Annotated in this window: 15 protein-coding genes and 1 tRNA gene; 12 read left to right on the top strand and 4 right to left on the bottom strand. The window is 61.7% G+C overall.

Annotation, left to right across the window (positions count from 1 at the left end; genetic code table 11):
- Position 1 precedes the first annotated feature (1 nt).
- The 3 genes from HUN39_RS09570 (at position 2) to HUN39_RS09560 (ending at position 2,426) form a co-directional block, all read left to right on the top strand.
- Complete coding sequence (locus HUN39_RS09570; RefSeq protein ID WP_175094270.1) at positions 2–859, top strand: ABC transporter ATP-binding protein; 858 nt, start codon at positions 2–4, stop codon at positions 857–859.
- Complete coding sequence (locus HUN39_RS09565; protein ID WP_175094268.1) at positions 832–1,734, top strand: MlaD family protein; 903 nt, start codon at positions 832–834, stop codon at positions 1,732–1,734. The genes HUN39_RS09570 and HUN39_RS09565 overlap by 28 nt, the downstream gene beginning before the upstream one ends.
- A 95-nt stretch (positions 1,735–1,829) precedes the next feature.
- Positions 1,830–2,426 (top strand): ABC-type transport auxiliary lipoprotein family protein, encoded by a 597-nt coding sequence (locus HUN39_RS09560; protein ID WP_175094267.1) that lies wholly within the window; start codon positions 1,830–1,832, stop codon positions 2,424–2,426.
- A 23-nt stretch (positions 2,427–2,449) separates the two neighbouring features.
- Here HUN39_RS09560 and HUN39_RS09555 read toward each other — a convergent pair whose 3' ends face one another.
- The gene (locus HUN39_RS09555; protein ID WP_175094265.1) at positions 2,450–3,256 is read right to left on the bottom strand and encodes a methyltransferase domain-containing protein; all 807 of its coding nucleotides are present in this window, start codon (positions 3,254–3,256) and stop codon (positions 2,450–2,452) included.
- Positions 3,257–3,491: 235 nt separating this feature from the next.
- On the opposite strand from HUN39_RS09555, the gene HUN39_RS09550 reads away from it, so the two are divergent.
- The 5 genes from HUN39_RS09550 (at position 3,492) to HUN39_RS09530 (ending at position 7,325) form a co-directional block, all read left to right on the top strand.
- Positions 3,492–3,881, top strand: a complete 390-nt coding sequence (locus HUN39_RS09550; protein ID WP_210266921.1) for a 2Fe-2S iron-sulfur cluster-binding protein — start codon at positions 3,492–3,494, stop codon at positions 3,879–3,881.
- A gap of 186 nt (positions 3,882–4,067) precedes the next feature.
- Entirely contained in the window at positions 4,068–5,117 is a 1,050-nt protein-coding gene (locus HUN39_RS09545; protein ID WP_175094264.1) for an NAD(P)/FAD-dependent oxidoreductase, read from the top strand.
- A gap of 38 nt (positions 5,118–5,155) precedes the next feature.
- Entirely contained in the window at positions 5,156–5,842 is a 687-nt protein-coding gene (locus tag HUN39_RS19585) for a 4'-phosphopantetheinyl transferase family protein (protein ID WP_175094263.1), read from the top strand.
- Positions 5,843–5,905: 63 nt separating this feature from the next.
- Positions 5,906–6,493, top strand: coding sequence for an SRPBCC family protein (locus tag HUN39_RS09535; RefSeq protein ID WP_175094261.1), 588 nt, complete (start codon positions 5,906–5,908; stop codon positions 6,491–6,493).
- Positions 6,494–6,620: 127 nt separating this feature from the next.
- On the top strand, positions 6,621–7,325 hold the full coding sequence (locus tag HUN39_RS09530) for a sulfate transporter family protein (protein ID WP_175094260.1): 705 nt from the start codon (positions 6,621–6,623) through the stop codon (positions 7,323–7,325).
- 17 nt (positions 7,326–7,342) lie between these two features.
- Here HUN39_RS09530 and HUN39_RS09525 read toward each other — a convergent pair whose 3' ends face one another.
- Complete coding sequence (locus HUN39_RS09525; RefSeq protein ID WP_175094258.1) at positions 7,343–8,374, bottom strand: complex I NDUFA9 subunit family protein; 1,032 nt, start codon at positions 8,372–8,374, stop codon at positions 7,343–7,345.
- Positions 8,375–8,558: 184 nt separating this feature from the next.
- Here HUN39_RS09525 and HUN39_RS09520 point away from each other — a divergent pair.
- Positions 8,559–8,643 (top strand) — tRNA-Leu (locus tag HUN39_RS09520).
- Between the two features lie 163 nt (positions 8,644–8,806).
- On the top strand, positions 8,807–10,000 hold the full coding sequence (locus tag HUN39_RS09515; protein ID WP_175094257.1) for a tyrosine-type recombinase/integrase: 1,194 nt from the start codon (positions 8,807–8,809) through the stop codon (positions 9,998–10,000).
- Between the two features lie 3 nt (positions 10,001–10,003).
- Here the strand turns inward: HUN39_RS09515 and HUN39_RS09510 are convergent, their stop codons facing one another.
- The gene (locus HUN39_RS09510) at positions 10,004–11,185 is read right to left on the bottom strand and encodes a site-specific DNA-methyltransferase (protein ID WP_175094256.1); all 1,182 of its coding nucleotides are present in this window, start codon (positions 11,183–11,185) and stop codon (positions 10,004–10,006) included.
- Positions 11,186–11,191: 6 nt separating this feature from the next.
- A complete protein-coding gene (locus tag HUN39_RS09505) occupies positions 11,192–11,974 on the bottom strand; it encodes a restriction endonuclease (RefSeq protein WP_175094254.1) in 783 nt (260 codons plus the stop codon).
- 100 nt (positions 11,975–12,074) lie between these two features.
- Between HUN39_RS09505 and HUN39_RS09500 the strand changes: the two genes are divergently transcribed.
- Together HUN39_RS09500 and HUN39_RS09495 are read left to right on the top strand one after the other, a co-directional pair.
- Entirely contained in the window at positions 12,075–12,764 is a 690-nt protein-coding gene (locus tag HUN39_RS09500) for a hypothetical protein (protein ID WP_175094252.1), read from the top strand.
- Between the two features lie 88 nt (positions 12,765–12,852).
- Entirely contained in the window at positions 12,853–13,215 is a 363-nt protein-coding gene (locus HUN39_RS09495) for a helix-turn-helix domain-containing protein (protein WP_175094251.1), read from the top strand.
- Positions 13,216–13,481: the final 266 nt, after the last annotated feature.

Genomic DNA, 13,481 nt, shown 5'->3' with positions numbered 1-13,481 from the left:
GATGACCAGTTCCTTGACCCATGCCAACGACGTCGCTCGACAGCGCCTCAACCGCGATGTCATCATCAGCGTGCGCGACCTCGTCGTCGGCTTTGGCGACAAAACCATCATGAAAGGGCTCAGCCTCGACGTTTACCGCGGCGAGGTGCTCGGCTTCGTCGGAGGATCTGGGCAGGGAAAATCGGTGCTGACCCGCGCAATTCTCGGACTCGTGCCGACGCGAGGCGGCGCCATTCGGGTTTTTGGGCAGGATCGCGACGCGCTCGCGCCGCTTGAGCGGCGTGCGCTGGAACAGCGTTGGGGCGTGCTGTTTCAGAACGGCGCGCTGTTTTCGGGCCTCACGGTGAAGCAGAACATTCAGATGCCGATGCGCGAAATGCGCGACATCTCTCAGCGACTGATGGACGAGCTGGCGATGCTGAAGCTCGAGCTTGTTGGCCTTAGTCCCGACGCCGCGGACAAATTTCCGTCAGAATTGTCGGGCGGCATGGTGAAGCGCGCGGCCCTGGCGCGCGCCTTGGCGCTTGATCCCGAGCTTGTGTTCCTGGACGAGCCGACATCGGGACTTGATCCGATCAGCGCCGCCGAATTTGACGCGCTGATCGGCACGCTGCAGCAGACCCTCGGGCTGACCGTGTTCATGGTGACGCACGATCTCGACAGCCTGTATTCTATCTGCGACAGGGTGGCCGCGCTCGCTGAAGGTCGGGTCATCGCCGCAGGGCCGCTGGAAACCTTGCTCGCATCCGACCACCCGTGGCTGAAAGCCTATTTCCACGGCGTGCGCGGCGGCAGACTGACTGCGGCGCGCGTTGAGCAGAAGGACGAACAATGGAAACCCGCGCCAACTACGCCCTAATCGGCGCTTTCACGCTGGCGGTCGCCTTCGCCGCCTTTCTCTTCGTCTACTGGTTTTCCGGACCGAGCCAGCTTGGCCGGCAGGATACATTCCAGATTGTCTTCACCGCGGTTTCGGGACTGACCCGTGGCTCCTCGGTGCTGTTCAACGGCGTGAAAGTCGGCGAGGTCACGCATCTTGGCATTTCCGAACAAGATCCGAGCAAGGTCGACGTGCTCGTCAGGATCGACAGCAGAACGCCGGTCAAGACGGACACGCGCGCGCGTCTCGAGACTCGGGGCTTTACGGGCGTTTCCGACGTCCTGCTCGTCGGCGGCACGCCCGGCGCTCCGGCTCTGACGGCGCAAGTCGGCCAGAAGTATCCCCAAATTCAGGCTGAGCGCTCCGAAATCCAAAATTTGCTGGTCAACGTTCAGAGCCTATCGACGAAGGCCGCCGAACTCCTCACGAAACTCGACAAGCTGATTGACGATAACGGGCCGGCCATCACCGCGACGCTCAAAAACGCTGAAATCGTCAGCAAGACTCTCGCCGACAACTCCGCTTCGATCACAAGCTTCATCCGCGACGCATCCGATGTCGCGCAGTCGCTAAAGCCGGCTGCAGCGCGGCTCGACAAGGTCCTCGCGGCCGGCGAAAAGACGATCAAGGCGATTGATCCCAAGCAGATCAAGGCGATCGCCGGCAATATCGCCGGGGCTTCGGAACGCATCAACCGTTTCGCCGCGACGGGGCTGCGCGAATATGAACAGCTTGCGGTGGATGGGCGCAAGGCCGTCGACTCGTTCGATCGCACGCTGCGTTCGGTCGAGAAAAACCCGTCACAATTCATCTTCGGGCCGTCCCAGTCCGTGCCGGAGTATCAAGGCCGCTAATTCAATCCAAGGCGTGGCTTTAAGCCAATGCGCGTATCGGTTAGAAGAACGACGAGCCCGGTTGGGCGTGCGGCGAAATGGGGCGACGGGTCGGCATGAAACGGAAGGCGTCCGCTGCGACGCAACGGAAGGGCGCGCAGGCGATGGCGATCGCATCGCTTTCGTTTCTCGTGACCGCCTGCGCCCAAGCGCCCCGCGAGACGTTCGATCTGACGACCGAGACGGGCGTTTTGCGAAGCGTCGCCTTGCGCGGCGGCCCCGCGGTCTTCGTGCCTGAACCCGTGGCGGTCGCTCCGACCTCCTCAGATCGCATCGTGGTTCGCGCCGGCGATGACAGCGTGGCCGTTCTTCCCGGCGTGCAGTGGTCGGATCCGATGCCGCGTCTTTTTCAGCGCCGCTTGATCGAAGCGCTGCAGCAGTGCGGTCTTTCAGCCTCTTCCAACTTTGGCGGGCAAACACAACTGCAAACGGACGTGCGACGCTTCGAGATCGACATCGCCCGCAATCTCGCCGTCATTGAAGTTTCCGTCCAGCTCGTCGACTCGGGCAGCGGCCGGGCGAAGGCGGCGCGAATCTTTGTCGAAGAGACGCCAGCCTCGGAACACATCGGCTCGCCAGCCGCGCGGACCCTCAGCGACGCTGCGGCGCGTATCGCGCTGCGCATCGGCCAATGGACGCGCGCTCGGCTATAGCGACGCCGGCAGGGCGCAATCGTTCAGTCCGGGATCGAGCCTTCCCACAACATGATGTTCAGGCACGCGAGAAACGCGCCGCTTTGCGACGCAGCTCTAGACGCGCTCGACCAGTCTTCCGCCTCGCCTCGCGTCAAGACGCCAGCGGACACGCAGTTCTCCGTCACGCGCGCGAGGTCGAAAATGATTTCCGCCGCGTCGAGGCTTCTGAGGACGAGAGCATGCGCCCGGCAGCCGATGTTTTCGACGCCGCACTTTTGCAGCAGAACGCCGATCTCTCGGCCGATGTAGGGATTGGCGAAAGACTTCTCCCATAGTCCCGCCATCTTCGCCCCGGTTTTGAGCTTCCCGTTGTAGACGAAATATGTTCCCCAATCGGGCTCGGCGACGACGATTCTGCCGCCCTTGCGCGTCACCCGGACCATCTCGCGCAGCGCCTCGAGGGGGGCGCTGATGTGCTGCAAGGAGCGATCGATTCGAACGCCGTCGAACTGGCGATCGCCGAAGGGCAGGCGGCGGGAGTCGCCGCCGACGAAAAGCGCGTTGGGAAGCCCCCGCGCCCGCTCGCGCGCCAGGCCGAGAAAGCCATGCGCCGAATCGATTCCAATGACGTCGGCGCGCGGGAAGCGCCGCGCGAGTCCGATAACGTCGAAGCCGACGCCGCAGGCCACGTCCAATATCTTGCTGTTTCCAGATACTTGCAGCGCATCCCAGGTCTCTCGTTTGTAGCGCTTGAAAAAAGGCGTTTCGTTCATGAAATCGAGACAGCCGGTCAGCTCGGACCGCAGCGCGCCATCGGCGTTCCGGAAGCTTAAAGCGATGTCTGTCATATGCGCGCCTCTTTCGGCCTTTGTCGGTGAATCCATCGAATGTGGCCTACGGTCGCGCGCGCTGGGAGGGGCTAGCGCCGCAAACGGACGGGTGCTAACTGAACGGCGACAATTTGGGCAGCGCTGGCGGCGCAACCGCACGACGCGCGGAAGAACAATGGCTCGCGGCTTCCCGCTTCAAGCACAGTCGGGAGCGCCGCGAAAGTCGAGCATGCATGAGGAAGAGACAGGCGTCATGGCGAAGATGAGCTTTGAGGATGCTGCGACCCGCTATGGCGCGGAACCGGGGGGCGGCGCGCCGACAAAGGTCAAGATCACCTTCGTCGATTCCCAGGGTCAAGCCAGATCCGTCGAGGGCGAGGTCGGCTCGACTGTGATGGAAACAGCCCGACGCAACGATATTCCCGAGATCACCGCGGAATGCGGAGGCGCCTGCGCCTGCGCCACCTGTCACGTCTATGTCGATGAAAAATGGGCCGAAAAGACCGGCAAGGCGTCGCAGATGGAGGAGGATATGCTCGACTTCGCCTTTGACGTGAAGCCGAATTCGCGGCTGTGCTGCCAGATCACGGTAAGGCCGGAACTGGACGGGCTGGTCTTAACGACCCCCGCCCAGCAGGGCTGACGCGCAATTTTTCCAGACTACGCCCGAGCGGGTTTGAATCTTTCGACAAATGCGATAGACGACCGGCAGGGCGAAATTTGGAGCCGGCCGCCGCAAGACGCGCGCGCAGCGCCGGCCGGCGCCGCACACGCGGCGCGAACGGCGTCTTCGACCTTCCGCGTTTGAGGATTTAGTCGGGAATTGACGATGAACCAGCTTAAAGAAGCCGCGATCGAAACCGATGTGGTCATTGTCGGCGCCGGCCCGGCGGGTCTTTTTTCGGTGTTCGAACTTGGCCTGTTGGACATCAAGGCTCATGTCATCGACATTCTTCCGCGCGCCGGCGGCCAGTGCTCGGAACTCTATCCCGAAAAGCCGATCTATGACATTCCCGGCCTGCCGGTCTGCACCGGCCAGGAGTTGACAGACAATCTCCTGAAGCAGATCGAGCCGTTTCATCCGACCTTTCACTTCAACGAAATGGTCGAGACGCTCGTGTCGCTGGGAACGGCCGAAAAGCCGGAATTTCGCCTCAGCACCGACGCCGGAAAAATTTTCCACGCCAAGGTCGTCTTCATCGCCGCCGGCGGGGGATCGTTCCAACCCAAGAAGCCGCCGATCCCGAAGATCGAGTCCTATGAGGGGAAGTCGGTGTTTTACGCCGTGCGCCGCATGGAGGACTTCCGCGACAAGAACGTCGTCATCGTCGGCGGCGGCGACTCGGCGCTCGATTGGACGCTCAATCTGCAGCCGGTGGCGAAAAGCATCACGCTCGTTCATCGTCGCGACCAGTTCCGCGCCGCGCCGCATTCCGTCTCGGCGATGCAGGAGCTCGTCGCGGCGGGCAAGATCGACTTCAGGCTCGGCCAGATCACCGCGGTCGAAGGCGAGGATGGCGAACTGGCGAGTGCGGTCCTCAAGGGCAATGACGGCGTCGAAGAGAAGCTCGCCTGCGAGCGCCTGATGCCGTTCTTCGGCCTCACAATGAAGCTTGGCCCCGTCGCCGATTGGGGGCTTCAGCTCAATGAAAACCTCATTCCCGTCGACACCGAGAAATTCGAAACGAGCCATCCCGGCATTTTTGCCGTCGGCGACATCAACTCTTATCCCGGCAAATTGAAGCTCATCCTTTCGGGCTTCCACGAGGTCGCGCTCGCCGCGCAGAAGGCCCATCGTTACGTCTATCCCGAAAAGAAGCTTCTGTTCCAATACACGACGTCCTCGACCAATCTGCAAAAGAAGCTCGGGGTCTCCTGACGTCGGCTGACGCCGAGACGTCCGCCGCCTTCGTCGACGTGTCCATCATCGACGTCGCGAGGATCGCCGACGACGAATGGCCGAAGCTCGCTGCGCTTCTCGACGAAGCCGAAACAGCGCGGGTGGCGCGTTTCGCTTTCGAATCCGATCGCCGCGCCTATGTCGCCGCGCATGCGCTGTTGCGCGCAAGACTTTCCGAGCGCGCGAAATGGGTTGCGCCCGCCGCATGGCGATTTGGCGTGACGCCGCACGGCAAGCCCTTCCTGCTGTCGCCGCGCAGCGGCCTTGACGTCAGCCTGTCGCATACCCGGGGCATGGCCGCCGTGGCGATCGCGTCGGGACGCGACGTCGGCGTCGACGTCGAATCATTTCTCAAGCCGCGAGACGCGTTGAAGGTGGCCGAGCGCTTCTTTGCGCCCGAAGAGGCGGCGATCGTGCGCGCCCAATCCGATCCGGCTTCGCAGAGCGAAGTTTTCTTTGCGATCTGGACTCTCAAGGAAGCTGTCTTGAAAGCGGACGGGCGCGGCCTGGCGGGCGGGCTCGACAGCTTTGTCGTGAGCCTGTCGCCGCTCGCCGTTAGCAGCGGTCCCGACGAGAGCTACGGCGTTGCGCAATGGCGGCGCGCGGGTTTCTTCGTCGCTGCGGCGGCGCGCGGCGGCGATGTCACTTTCCGAATCGAGGAAGCGCGCGCGAGCGCGCTGATGCGGACGGGTCAAATCGTTTGAAGCCTGAGCCCGGCGCGCTAGTTCTGTCGCGGGCGCTTGTCGCGCAGGCATTGGAGGAGAGTCATGACCACCTTGCTCTTTATCGTCATTTGCTATGGCGCCGCTTTGCTTGCGTTGGCCATTTATCTTCAGCCGGATCGTTTCGTGGTGCGGCGCGAGGCGGTCATCAATGCGCCGCCGCGCAAGGTCTTCGCGGCGATCAACAATCTGCGCAATTGGGAATCTTGGTCGCCCTGGGCGAAACTCGATCCAAGCGCTGAAACGCGTTACGAGGGACCCCCCGCCGGCCCCGGCGCCGCCTTCGAATGGGCCGGCGACAAGAATGTCGGCGCAGGGCGCATGACCATCGTCGACAGTCGGCCGAGCGAGCGCGTGGATCTCAGACTCGATATGCGTAAGCCCTTTGCCGCGGCCAATGACGTGACCTTTTTTCTCGCTCCTGACGGCGAACTGACGAAAGGTCGCTGGCTCGCGCGCACGCTGGGTTTGGGCGGCGATTCCGCGGCGCATAAGACTCATGTCGTTTGGAGCATGTCCGGCAAAGCCAGTCTGGCGAGCAAGGCGATGAACATCTTCGTCAGCCGCGACAAGATGATCGGCGATCAGTTCGAGAAAGGCCTCGAAAATCTCGACGCGCATCTCAGCACATAGCGACAGACCTCTGACCCCGCGCGGCTCTTGCGTCGCGCGCTGCGAAACGCCATCTGGATGGCGGCCGCAACGCGCTCGCCGATTCTGCGGCGCGACTCGCCGTGATGGATGCAGGTGATTGACTCGCATGACCGAAATGTTCGAGGCCGCCTTGGCGGCGCTGCGCCAGATCGTGACGCCGCCGTTCCGCGCGGTCCTCGTCAAGAGTCTGGGCATGACGTTCCTGTTGCTGGCGCTCGCCTGGGTGGGGCTCGATAAGCTCGCCATGTCCTTCGTGATGGTCGAGCATCCTTGGCTGCAGACCGCGCTGACCTATGCGACGGGCGCCGGATTGTTCTTCCTGATGGCGTTTCTCATCGCCCCGGTCTCCGTGCTGGTGTCGGGATTATTCCTCGACGATCTCGCCGATCACGTCGAAGCGGATCTCTATCCGCCGGGACAACATGGTCGCGCCATTCCGGCGACCCAGGCGATTTTCATGGGCCTGCGCTTCGCTGGGATTTCGGCGATCGTCAATTTTTTCGCGCTGCTGCTGCTGTTCGTGCCGGGAATAAACGCCGCGGCCTTTCTGCTCGCCAACGCCTATCTTTTCGGGCGCGAATATTTTCTCTTCGCCGCGACGCGCTTTCGTTCGCTGCAAGAGTCGGAAGAGTTGCGCCGTCGCCATGCGCTATGGCTTTTCGTCGCCGGACTGTTCATCGCCGTCTTCGTGGCGACGCCGGGGCTGAACGTGCTGACGCCGCTCTTTGCCGTCGCCTTCATGACCCGCATCCATCGGATGCTGACGCCACGCCCGCGCGGGGAAACGACGCAGTCTGCCCGTCGGCGCTAGCTCAGAAAGCGACGTCGTCAGTGCGAGGCGGATTCGCCCAGCCGCTGCGTCTGATACTGCCCGACTTTGCGGAAGCGATAGAGATAGGTCGGCACGATCGACTCGATCGATTGCGGATCGGCGATCCCGAGCCCTTGCAGCGTGCGCGCTTCCGCCTTCGCCGCGTCGCTGACGACATTGTCGTGCTTGAGCAATTCGACCTGATCTCGGGTCATGCGCAAAAGCTTCGGGAAAAGGCCCAGCGACAGCTTGGTCAGCATCTGCGTCACGCTGGCCATAAGCTTGCCGGTTCCGAAGGAGAGTTTCAGGATTCGGCGTTGGCGCTGCGTCACCTTCAGAACATAATCGACGATCTCCGCGAAGCTTTTGACCTCCGGACCGCCGAGTTCATAAGCGACGCCGGGCTTGGCGCGGCCGGCGAGCGCGATCGCCACCGCGTCGGCGACATCGCCGACATAGACCGGTTGGAATTTCGTCTGTGCGCCGACGATCGGCACCACGGGAAAGTAGCGCGCCATGGTGGCGAAGCGGTTGAAGAAATCATCTTCCGGCCCGAAAATCACTGAAGGGCGCAGGATGACCGTGGAAGGAACTTCCGTAAGCATGGTGGCTTCGCCTTCCGCCTTGCTTCGGCCATAGGCCGAACGCGACTGCAGATCGGCGCCAATCGCGGAAATATGCACGACATTGTCGATGCCGGCGGCTTTCGCCGCCTCGGCGATCACGCGCGCCCCGCCCGCCTGAACGGTCGAGAATTTCTGCGCCCCGGTTTCAGCAAGGATGCCGACAAGATTAACCACCGCCGAGGCGCCGCGCAGGGCCGCCGCAATCGACTCCGGACTGCGCACATTGGCCTGTACCGCCATCACCTGGCCGACGCGGCCGAGCGGCTGAAGAAAGAAGGCAAGGTCGGGCCGCCGGCAGGCGACGCGCACGCGCCAGCCGTCGCGCGCCAGCGCCCGGACGACGTAACGGCCGACAAAGCCGGAACCGCCGAACACCGTCACCACCCGTCCTTCGCCAATGGTCTGGTTATTGTCGCCGATCATCGCGATTTGCTCCGCTTGCGCCGCGCCGGCTCCCGCCGGAAAAATGGTCGCTAAGGCTCTAGCGAAATTTGACGACGAAGGAAATGCGCGAGGCGGGCGCCGCCGCAACCTGGGCGGCCATGCGGTTTTGCGTGAAGCGCGCATTGACACGAGGCGTCCGCTGCCCCTATGAGACGCGCTCTAAGCCCAGGTGGCGGAATTGGTAGACGCGCTGGTTTCAGGTACCAGTGGTGAAAGCCGTGGAGGTTCGAGTCCTCTCCTGGGCACCAGTAGCACTTTTCATGGCGCCGCATAGAAGCTCATAAGTAACTTTAAATCAGACGTTTAGAATAGATTTTTGGCGTATGGCGTGTCATCGCGGAACATTGTTTCTCACTGGTTTGGGGGTATTTTAGGGTATTCGCGGCTCTTTTCGGTGCGAGCGATACCCCCATGCCCCTGACGCATTTTCAGCTCACGAACGCCAAGCCTGCGGCAAAGCCCTACAAACTTTCGGACGGCGGCGGGCTGCACATCATCGTCAAGCCGAGCGGGTCGAAGCTTTGGCGACTCAAATATCGGTTCTTGGGAAAAGAGCGACTGCTCTCTTTCGGAGAGTTTCCGCTCTTCTCTCTCGCCGAGGCTCGGACGAAGCGGGACGAGGCGAAGAAGCTCTTGGCCTCGGGCGTCGATCCGAACGTTAAAAAGAAGCTCGATCAATTGGCCGCCGAGACGGCCGCACGAAACACCTTCGGGCTCGTGGCGGAGGAGTTTATCAATACCTACGACGCGCGGGGAGCGGCGGAAACTACAAAGTCCAAGCAGCGTTGGCTTCTACTCGACATCGCCGCCCCTCTCGCCCACCGGCCAATCGCGGAAATCACGCCGGCCGAAATCCTCGACCTGCTGAAGCGCATCGAACGAAGCGGTCGCCGCGAAACCGCCCGCCGTCTCCGGTCGCGTTTGAGCGCCGTTTTTCGATATGCCATCGTGACGCTTCGCGCTTCCGCCGATCCTACCGTCGCACTGACTGGCGCAATCACGCCGCCCAAGGTCACGCATCGCGCCGCGATAACCGACGAAAGGCAGCTCGGCGGACTATTGCGCGCAATTGACGAATTCGAAGGTTGGCCAACCGTCAAGGCCGCGCTACTTTTTACGGCGCTCACTTGTGCGCGCCCTGGCGAAGTTCGCGGCGCGCGGCGATCCGAGATCGACTTTGCGAAAGCGCTCTGGCGAATTCCCGCCGAGCGCACCAAAATGCGACGGCCGCACGATGTCCCCCTTTCGCGTCAGGCAATCGACGTGCTTCGGGACATTTGGACCTTCTCGGATCATGGAGAGTTGGTTTTCCCCTCGATCATCTCAAGCAAGAAGCTCCTTTCGGAAAACGCTTTGAACGGCGCTTTGCGGCGTCTCGGCTTTGGCCCGGACGAGATGACCGCCCACGGCTTCCGCGCAACGGCGAGCACGATCTTGAACGAGCGCGGCGCGCGGCCCGATGTGATCGAAGCGATGCTCGGGCACCAGAACGAGAACGCCGTGCGTCGCGCCTACAACCGCGCGAGCTATTGGCCTGAGCGGGTCGAACTGATGCAGCGCTGGGCGGACATGCTCGACGAGTTTCGGGCGTTGCCGACGGCGTGACGATCACGCCGCCTCCTTGAATTGTTCCCAAGCTTCTGGGAGCCAGCCGACCTTGGGAGCGGGGTCTGTGACACCGGTTTGCGTCGCTATCTCAAATGACGTTGGCCAAAGATCGTCGCTGGACGCGAGCCGCATCTTGGCGGCCGCGATCGCGTGCTCCGACTGATCGATTCCGACCCAGTTGCGTTTGAGAGCCTGCGCGGCGACGAGCGTGGTGCCGGAGCCGGCGAAACAATCGAGGACGAGATCGCCTTCATTCGACGAGGCTTCGACGATCATTTTCAGCATGTCGAGATTCTTCTCGGTCGGGTAGCTCGGGTATTGCGGGTCCTTGAACTCCCAAACGTCCTGCACCTTTCGCCCTCGGCCGCCGTCGGCATAAAGGCGCTTGCGCGGCACGCCATTCTTCGACCATTCGACGAGGCCTTGCCTATCCAACTCTTCGAGCACTTCCGGCGCGCTGCGCCAGTGGCGGCCGGCCGGCGGCAATATTCCCCGCCAGGGTTCGCCGGTCTTGCCCTTGGTTTCGCCCGGCGCGTGAAGCGGGATCGTCGTGTAGCGGCGACCCTGAGCGTCGACCTTGTTGAAGCGGGTTTCGATGTCGGCGGCCTCTAACGGCGCGCGCGGATCGTTCCAGATCGGCCGATCGGTTCTTGAGTAGAAATAGATCACGTCCTTGATATTGCCGAAGGCCTTACGGTCGAAGTTTTTTGGATTGCATTTGATGCGTGTGATGTCGTTGCGGAAATTCTCGCGGCCGAACACGTCATCCATGACAACCTTCACATAGTGGCCGATCTTGCCATCGATATGGAGGTAGATCGAGGCGTCGTCGGCCATCAGGTCGCGGAGTAAGACGAGGCGCTCGTAAAGGAAGTTGAGAAAGTCGGCGTCGATCAATGTGTCGCTATAGGCGACGGCGTCGCTCTTGCTGGCGCTGATCGTCGAGACCCGAGCCGCTCCGATGCGGAAATGGGTATTAGTCGCAAAGGGCGGATCGATATAGACGAGCTTCACTTTGCCGGCGACGGCGGGATCATCGCGGAGCGCCCGGAGCACGTTGAGATTGTCGCCGGCGATGAGCTTGTTGGGGCCACTCTCTCCGCCGGCGTGGGTGAGCTTCGCTTTCGGCCCACTGCGAATGTCGTCGACTGACTTTAGGCTACGATAATAGTCCAGCAACATAAGCGATTAGAGCTGATACAAAAACTCGCGCAGCACGAGGCTACTCAAAATGTTTTCATCAGCGAGCGGCCCATTGAGCGACTCATACATGCCACTGCGTCCCCGGATGTAGAGCACGCCATCGAGGATTGCGACCTTCACGGCGTCGACGCCTTCCGCATGGAGCGTCGAGAGCGCGTCTTGGAACTGCGCATTTTGGTGGCCGCCGAAGTCCGTCAGAAACTTCGCCTCGCCGATCACATAGCGGCCATTGAAACGTGCGACGAAATCCAGTCCCTTATGGTGGCGGTAGTTAAGATGTTCGCGGGCGAAGCGCAGCATCTCGGCATCACCGGCGTCGAGAATGGCGTTATCGGATGTGGCGACAAACTCCTCCATGCGCACCGGCGCGACGCCCAGCGCCTTCGAGCGTAGCCAGCGCCGGAACAGAGGGCCAATCTGGCGGTTGGTTTCCTTCGGCTCCGAGCAGCGCTCATAGATTTTGCCGAGGCCCATTTCATAGAGGCGGCCAGCAAGCCTTGCGACCGTCGCCGGGTTGCGGGCGATCGCTCCCCGATCGCGCTTCAAATAGGCGACATAGGAATCCTTGATCGGAAAGAGATCGAAGGCGAAGAGCGTTTCGAGCAGCCCCACATTGTCGCGCGCGTCGAAAGCGGCTTCCACTCGTTGCCAGCTGTCGGCGTCGACGTTGCGAATGCCGTCGGGGATCGTCGGGTAAACGTGAAAGAGATCGTCGAGGTAACTTCGCTGATTAGCGTATTCGATGCTCAGTCCGAGCCAATGGTTCATATAGCTTCAGGATACCATCCCCAGCCGGCATACTCCGCCCCGCTCCCCCGCATGGGGACAACGGCGAGAGGTGCGGCGAGCCGTTGCTATACTGGCGGCAATGCCCGACGAAGGCCGACAACAGCAGCCCGACACAGCGCGCCCGAGTGCGACACGCTATTCTCTGACGCTGGACGAGACCGCCCGGCTTTTCGCCGAAGCGGGGCTTCCCCGCAACATTCGCTCGTTGCAGCGCTATTGCGTCGCTGGCCGGCTAGATTGCATCAAGGAAGAGACCGTCACCGGCCTCACCTTCTTTGTCGATCCGGATTCCGTCGGCCGCGCGATCACCCAGCTTGCCCAGCTGCATGGCATCACCGACGAAGTGCGACATAGCGCGGTCGAGCCCGACATGTCGCACAGGGTCGCTCCCGTCATTGAGCCAAGCCCGCACATCGACCAGCCGCGCGCGAGCGCGGCCGAGCGCGACACTGGCGCGCCGGAAAATCTGGAACTACAGACGCCGCCGCAGTCCGACATGTCGCGCTATGTCGCACAGGTCGAGAGCGAGAACGCGATGCTGAAGGAGCATGTCGCGTTTTTGAGAGATCAGGCGCAGGTGAAGGACACGCAGATCGCCGCGCTGTTGGAGCGCGACAAGGAGACAAACTATCTTGTGCGCGGCTTGCAGCAGATGCTCGCGCCGCTTCTAGGGAGGGGATCAGAGCAGGCACCGCCCATGCCGGTTACGCATCATGAAGCGAGCGATGCGCGAATGGGGGAGGAGGGGAGAGGCATTGGCCAAGGGTAGCGGCAACGACTGCCGATCGAGCGCGTTCTATCCCCACAAGCGCCGCATGACGCCGCTTCTGCGCGCCAGCGAGGTATAATGCGTATGTATGGAGCATGTCGCCGGCCGGCTGAATGAGATCGCCCGCAATATCGAAATCGTTGGGGCTGATCCCGTCACACGTCACGGCTTCACCCAAGTCCCCAACTTCATCCTCACCAAGAAGGAGTTGACCGTCGGCGCAAAGCTCGCCTACGCGATGCTGCTCAAATACGCCTGGGCCGACGATGCCTGCTTTCCGGGGCAATTGAAGCTCGCCGACGACATGGGCGCGGGCGAGAGGAGCGTGCGCACCTATTTGAAGGAGCTGGAGACGGCCGGCCTTTTGGAGATTACGCAGAGGGGACTTGGAAAGACCAATCTCTACCGCCTGTTTCTGACCGTGGAAAAGTCAGCCCGCCGCCGAGCCTGACCGGCAAAATTTGCCGGTCTAGAACGGCAATGATTGCCGCTCAGGAGCGGCGGAATCTGCCGGTCTCTCTATATAAGAATACGCATTTGAGAATACTCATATTCAAAAATACTCAGACGGGAATGCGTCTTTGAAAAAGGGGAAAACGGAATCCAAAATCACGACGATGAAAATCACCGATCGCAATAAAGGACATCGACAGGGGACGGCTTGACAGAGCCCAATTTTCATTGTCGCACAATATTCTTTTTCCGTCGTGTTTTACG

The sequence above is a fragment of the Methylocystis silviterrae genome (assembly GCF_013350005.1).
GTDB lineage: Bacteria > Pseudomonadota > Alphaproteobacteria > Rhizobiales > Beijerinckiaceae > Methylocystis > Methylocystis silviterrae.
This window is presented reverse-complemented; position numbering and strand designations above follow the sequence as displayed.

What these genes read in the sequence shown, in the direction of transcription:
- HUN39_RS09560 (WP_175094267.1), top strand. Translation starts at nt 1,830, where the DNA reads ATGAAACGGAAGGCGTCCGCTGCGACGCAACGGAAGGGCGCGCAGGCG.
- HUN39_RS09515 (WP_175094257.1), top strand. Translation starts at nt 8,807, where the DNA reads ATGCCCCTGACGCATTTTCAGCTCACGAACGCCAAGCCTGCGGCAAAG.
- HUN39_RS09505 (WP_175094254.1), bottom strand. Translation starts at nt 11,974, where the DNA reads ATGAACCATTGGCTCGGACTGAGCATCGAATACGCTAATCAGCGAAGT.
- HUN39_RS09545 (WP_175094264.1), top strand. Translation starts at nt 4,068, where the DNA reads ATGAACCAGCTTAAAGAAGCCGCGATCGAAACCGATGTGGTCATTGTC.
- HUN39_RS09535 (WP_175094261.1), top strand. Translation starts at nt 5,906, where the DNA reads ATGACCACCTTGCTCTTTATCGTCATTTGCTATGGCGCCGCTTTGCTT.
- HUN39_RS09510 (WP_175094256.1), bottom strand. Translation starts at nt 11,185, where the DNA reads ATGTTGCTGGACTATTATCGTAGCCTAAAGTCAGTCGACGACATTCGC.
- HUN39_RS09500 (WP_175094252.1), top strand. Translation starts at nt 12,075, where the DNA reads ATGCCCGACGAAGGCCGACAACAGCAGCCCGACACAGCGCGCCCGAGT.
- HUN39_RS09530 (WP_175094260.1), top strand. Translation starts at nt 6,621, where the DNA reads ATGACCGAAATGTTCGAGGCCGCCTTGGCGGCGCTGCGCCAGATCGTG.
- HUN39_RS09570 (WP_175094270.1), top strand. Translation starts at nt 2, where the DNA reads ATGACCAGTTCCTTGACCCATGCCAACGACGTCGCTCGACAGCGCCTC.
- HUN39_RS09555 (WP_175094265.1), bottom strand. Translation starts at nt 3,256, where the DNA reads ATGACAGACATCGCTTTAAGCTTCCGGAACGCCGATGGCGCGCTGCGG.
- HUN39_RS09525 (WP_175094258.1), bottom strand. Translation starts at nt 8,374, where the DNA reads ATGATCGGCGACAATAACCAGACCATTGGCGAAGGACGGGTGGTGACG.
- HUN39_RS09565 (WP_175094268.1), top strand. Translation starts at nt 832, where the DNA reads ATGGAAACCCGCGCCAACTACGCCCTAATCGGCGCTTTCACGCTGGCG.
- HUN39_RS09550 (WP_210266921.1), top strand. Translation starts at nt 3,492, where the DNA reads ATGGCGAAGATGAGCTTTGAGGATGCTGCGACCCGCTATGGCGCGGAA.
- HUN39_RS09495 (WP_175094251.1), top strand. Translation starts at nt 12,853, where the DNA reads ATGGAGCATGTCGCCGGCCGGCTGAATGAGATCGCCCGCAATATCGAA.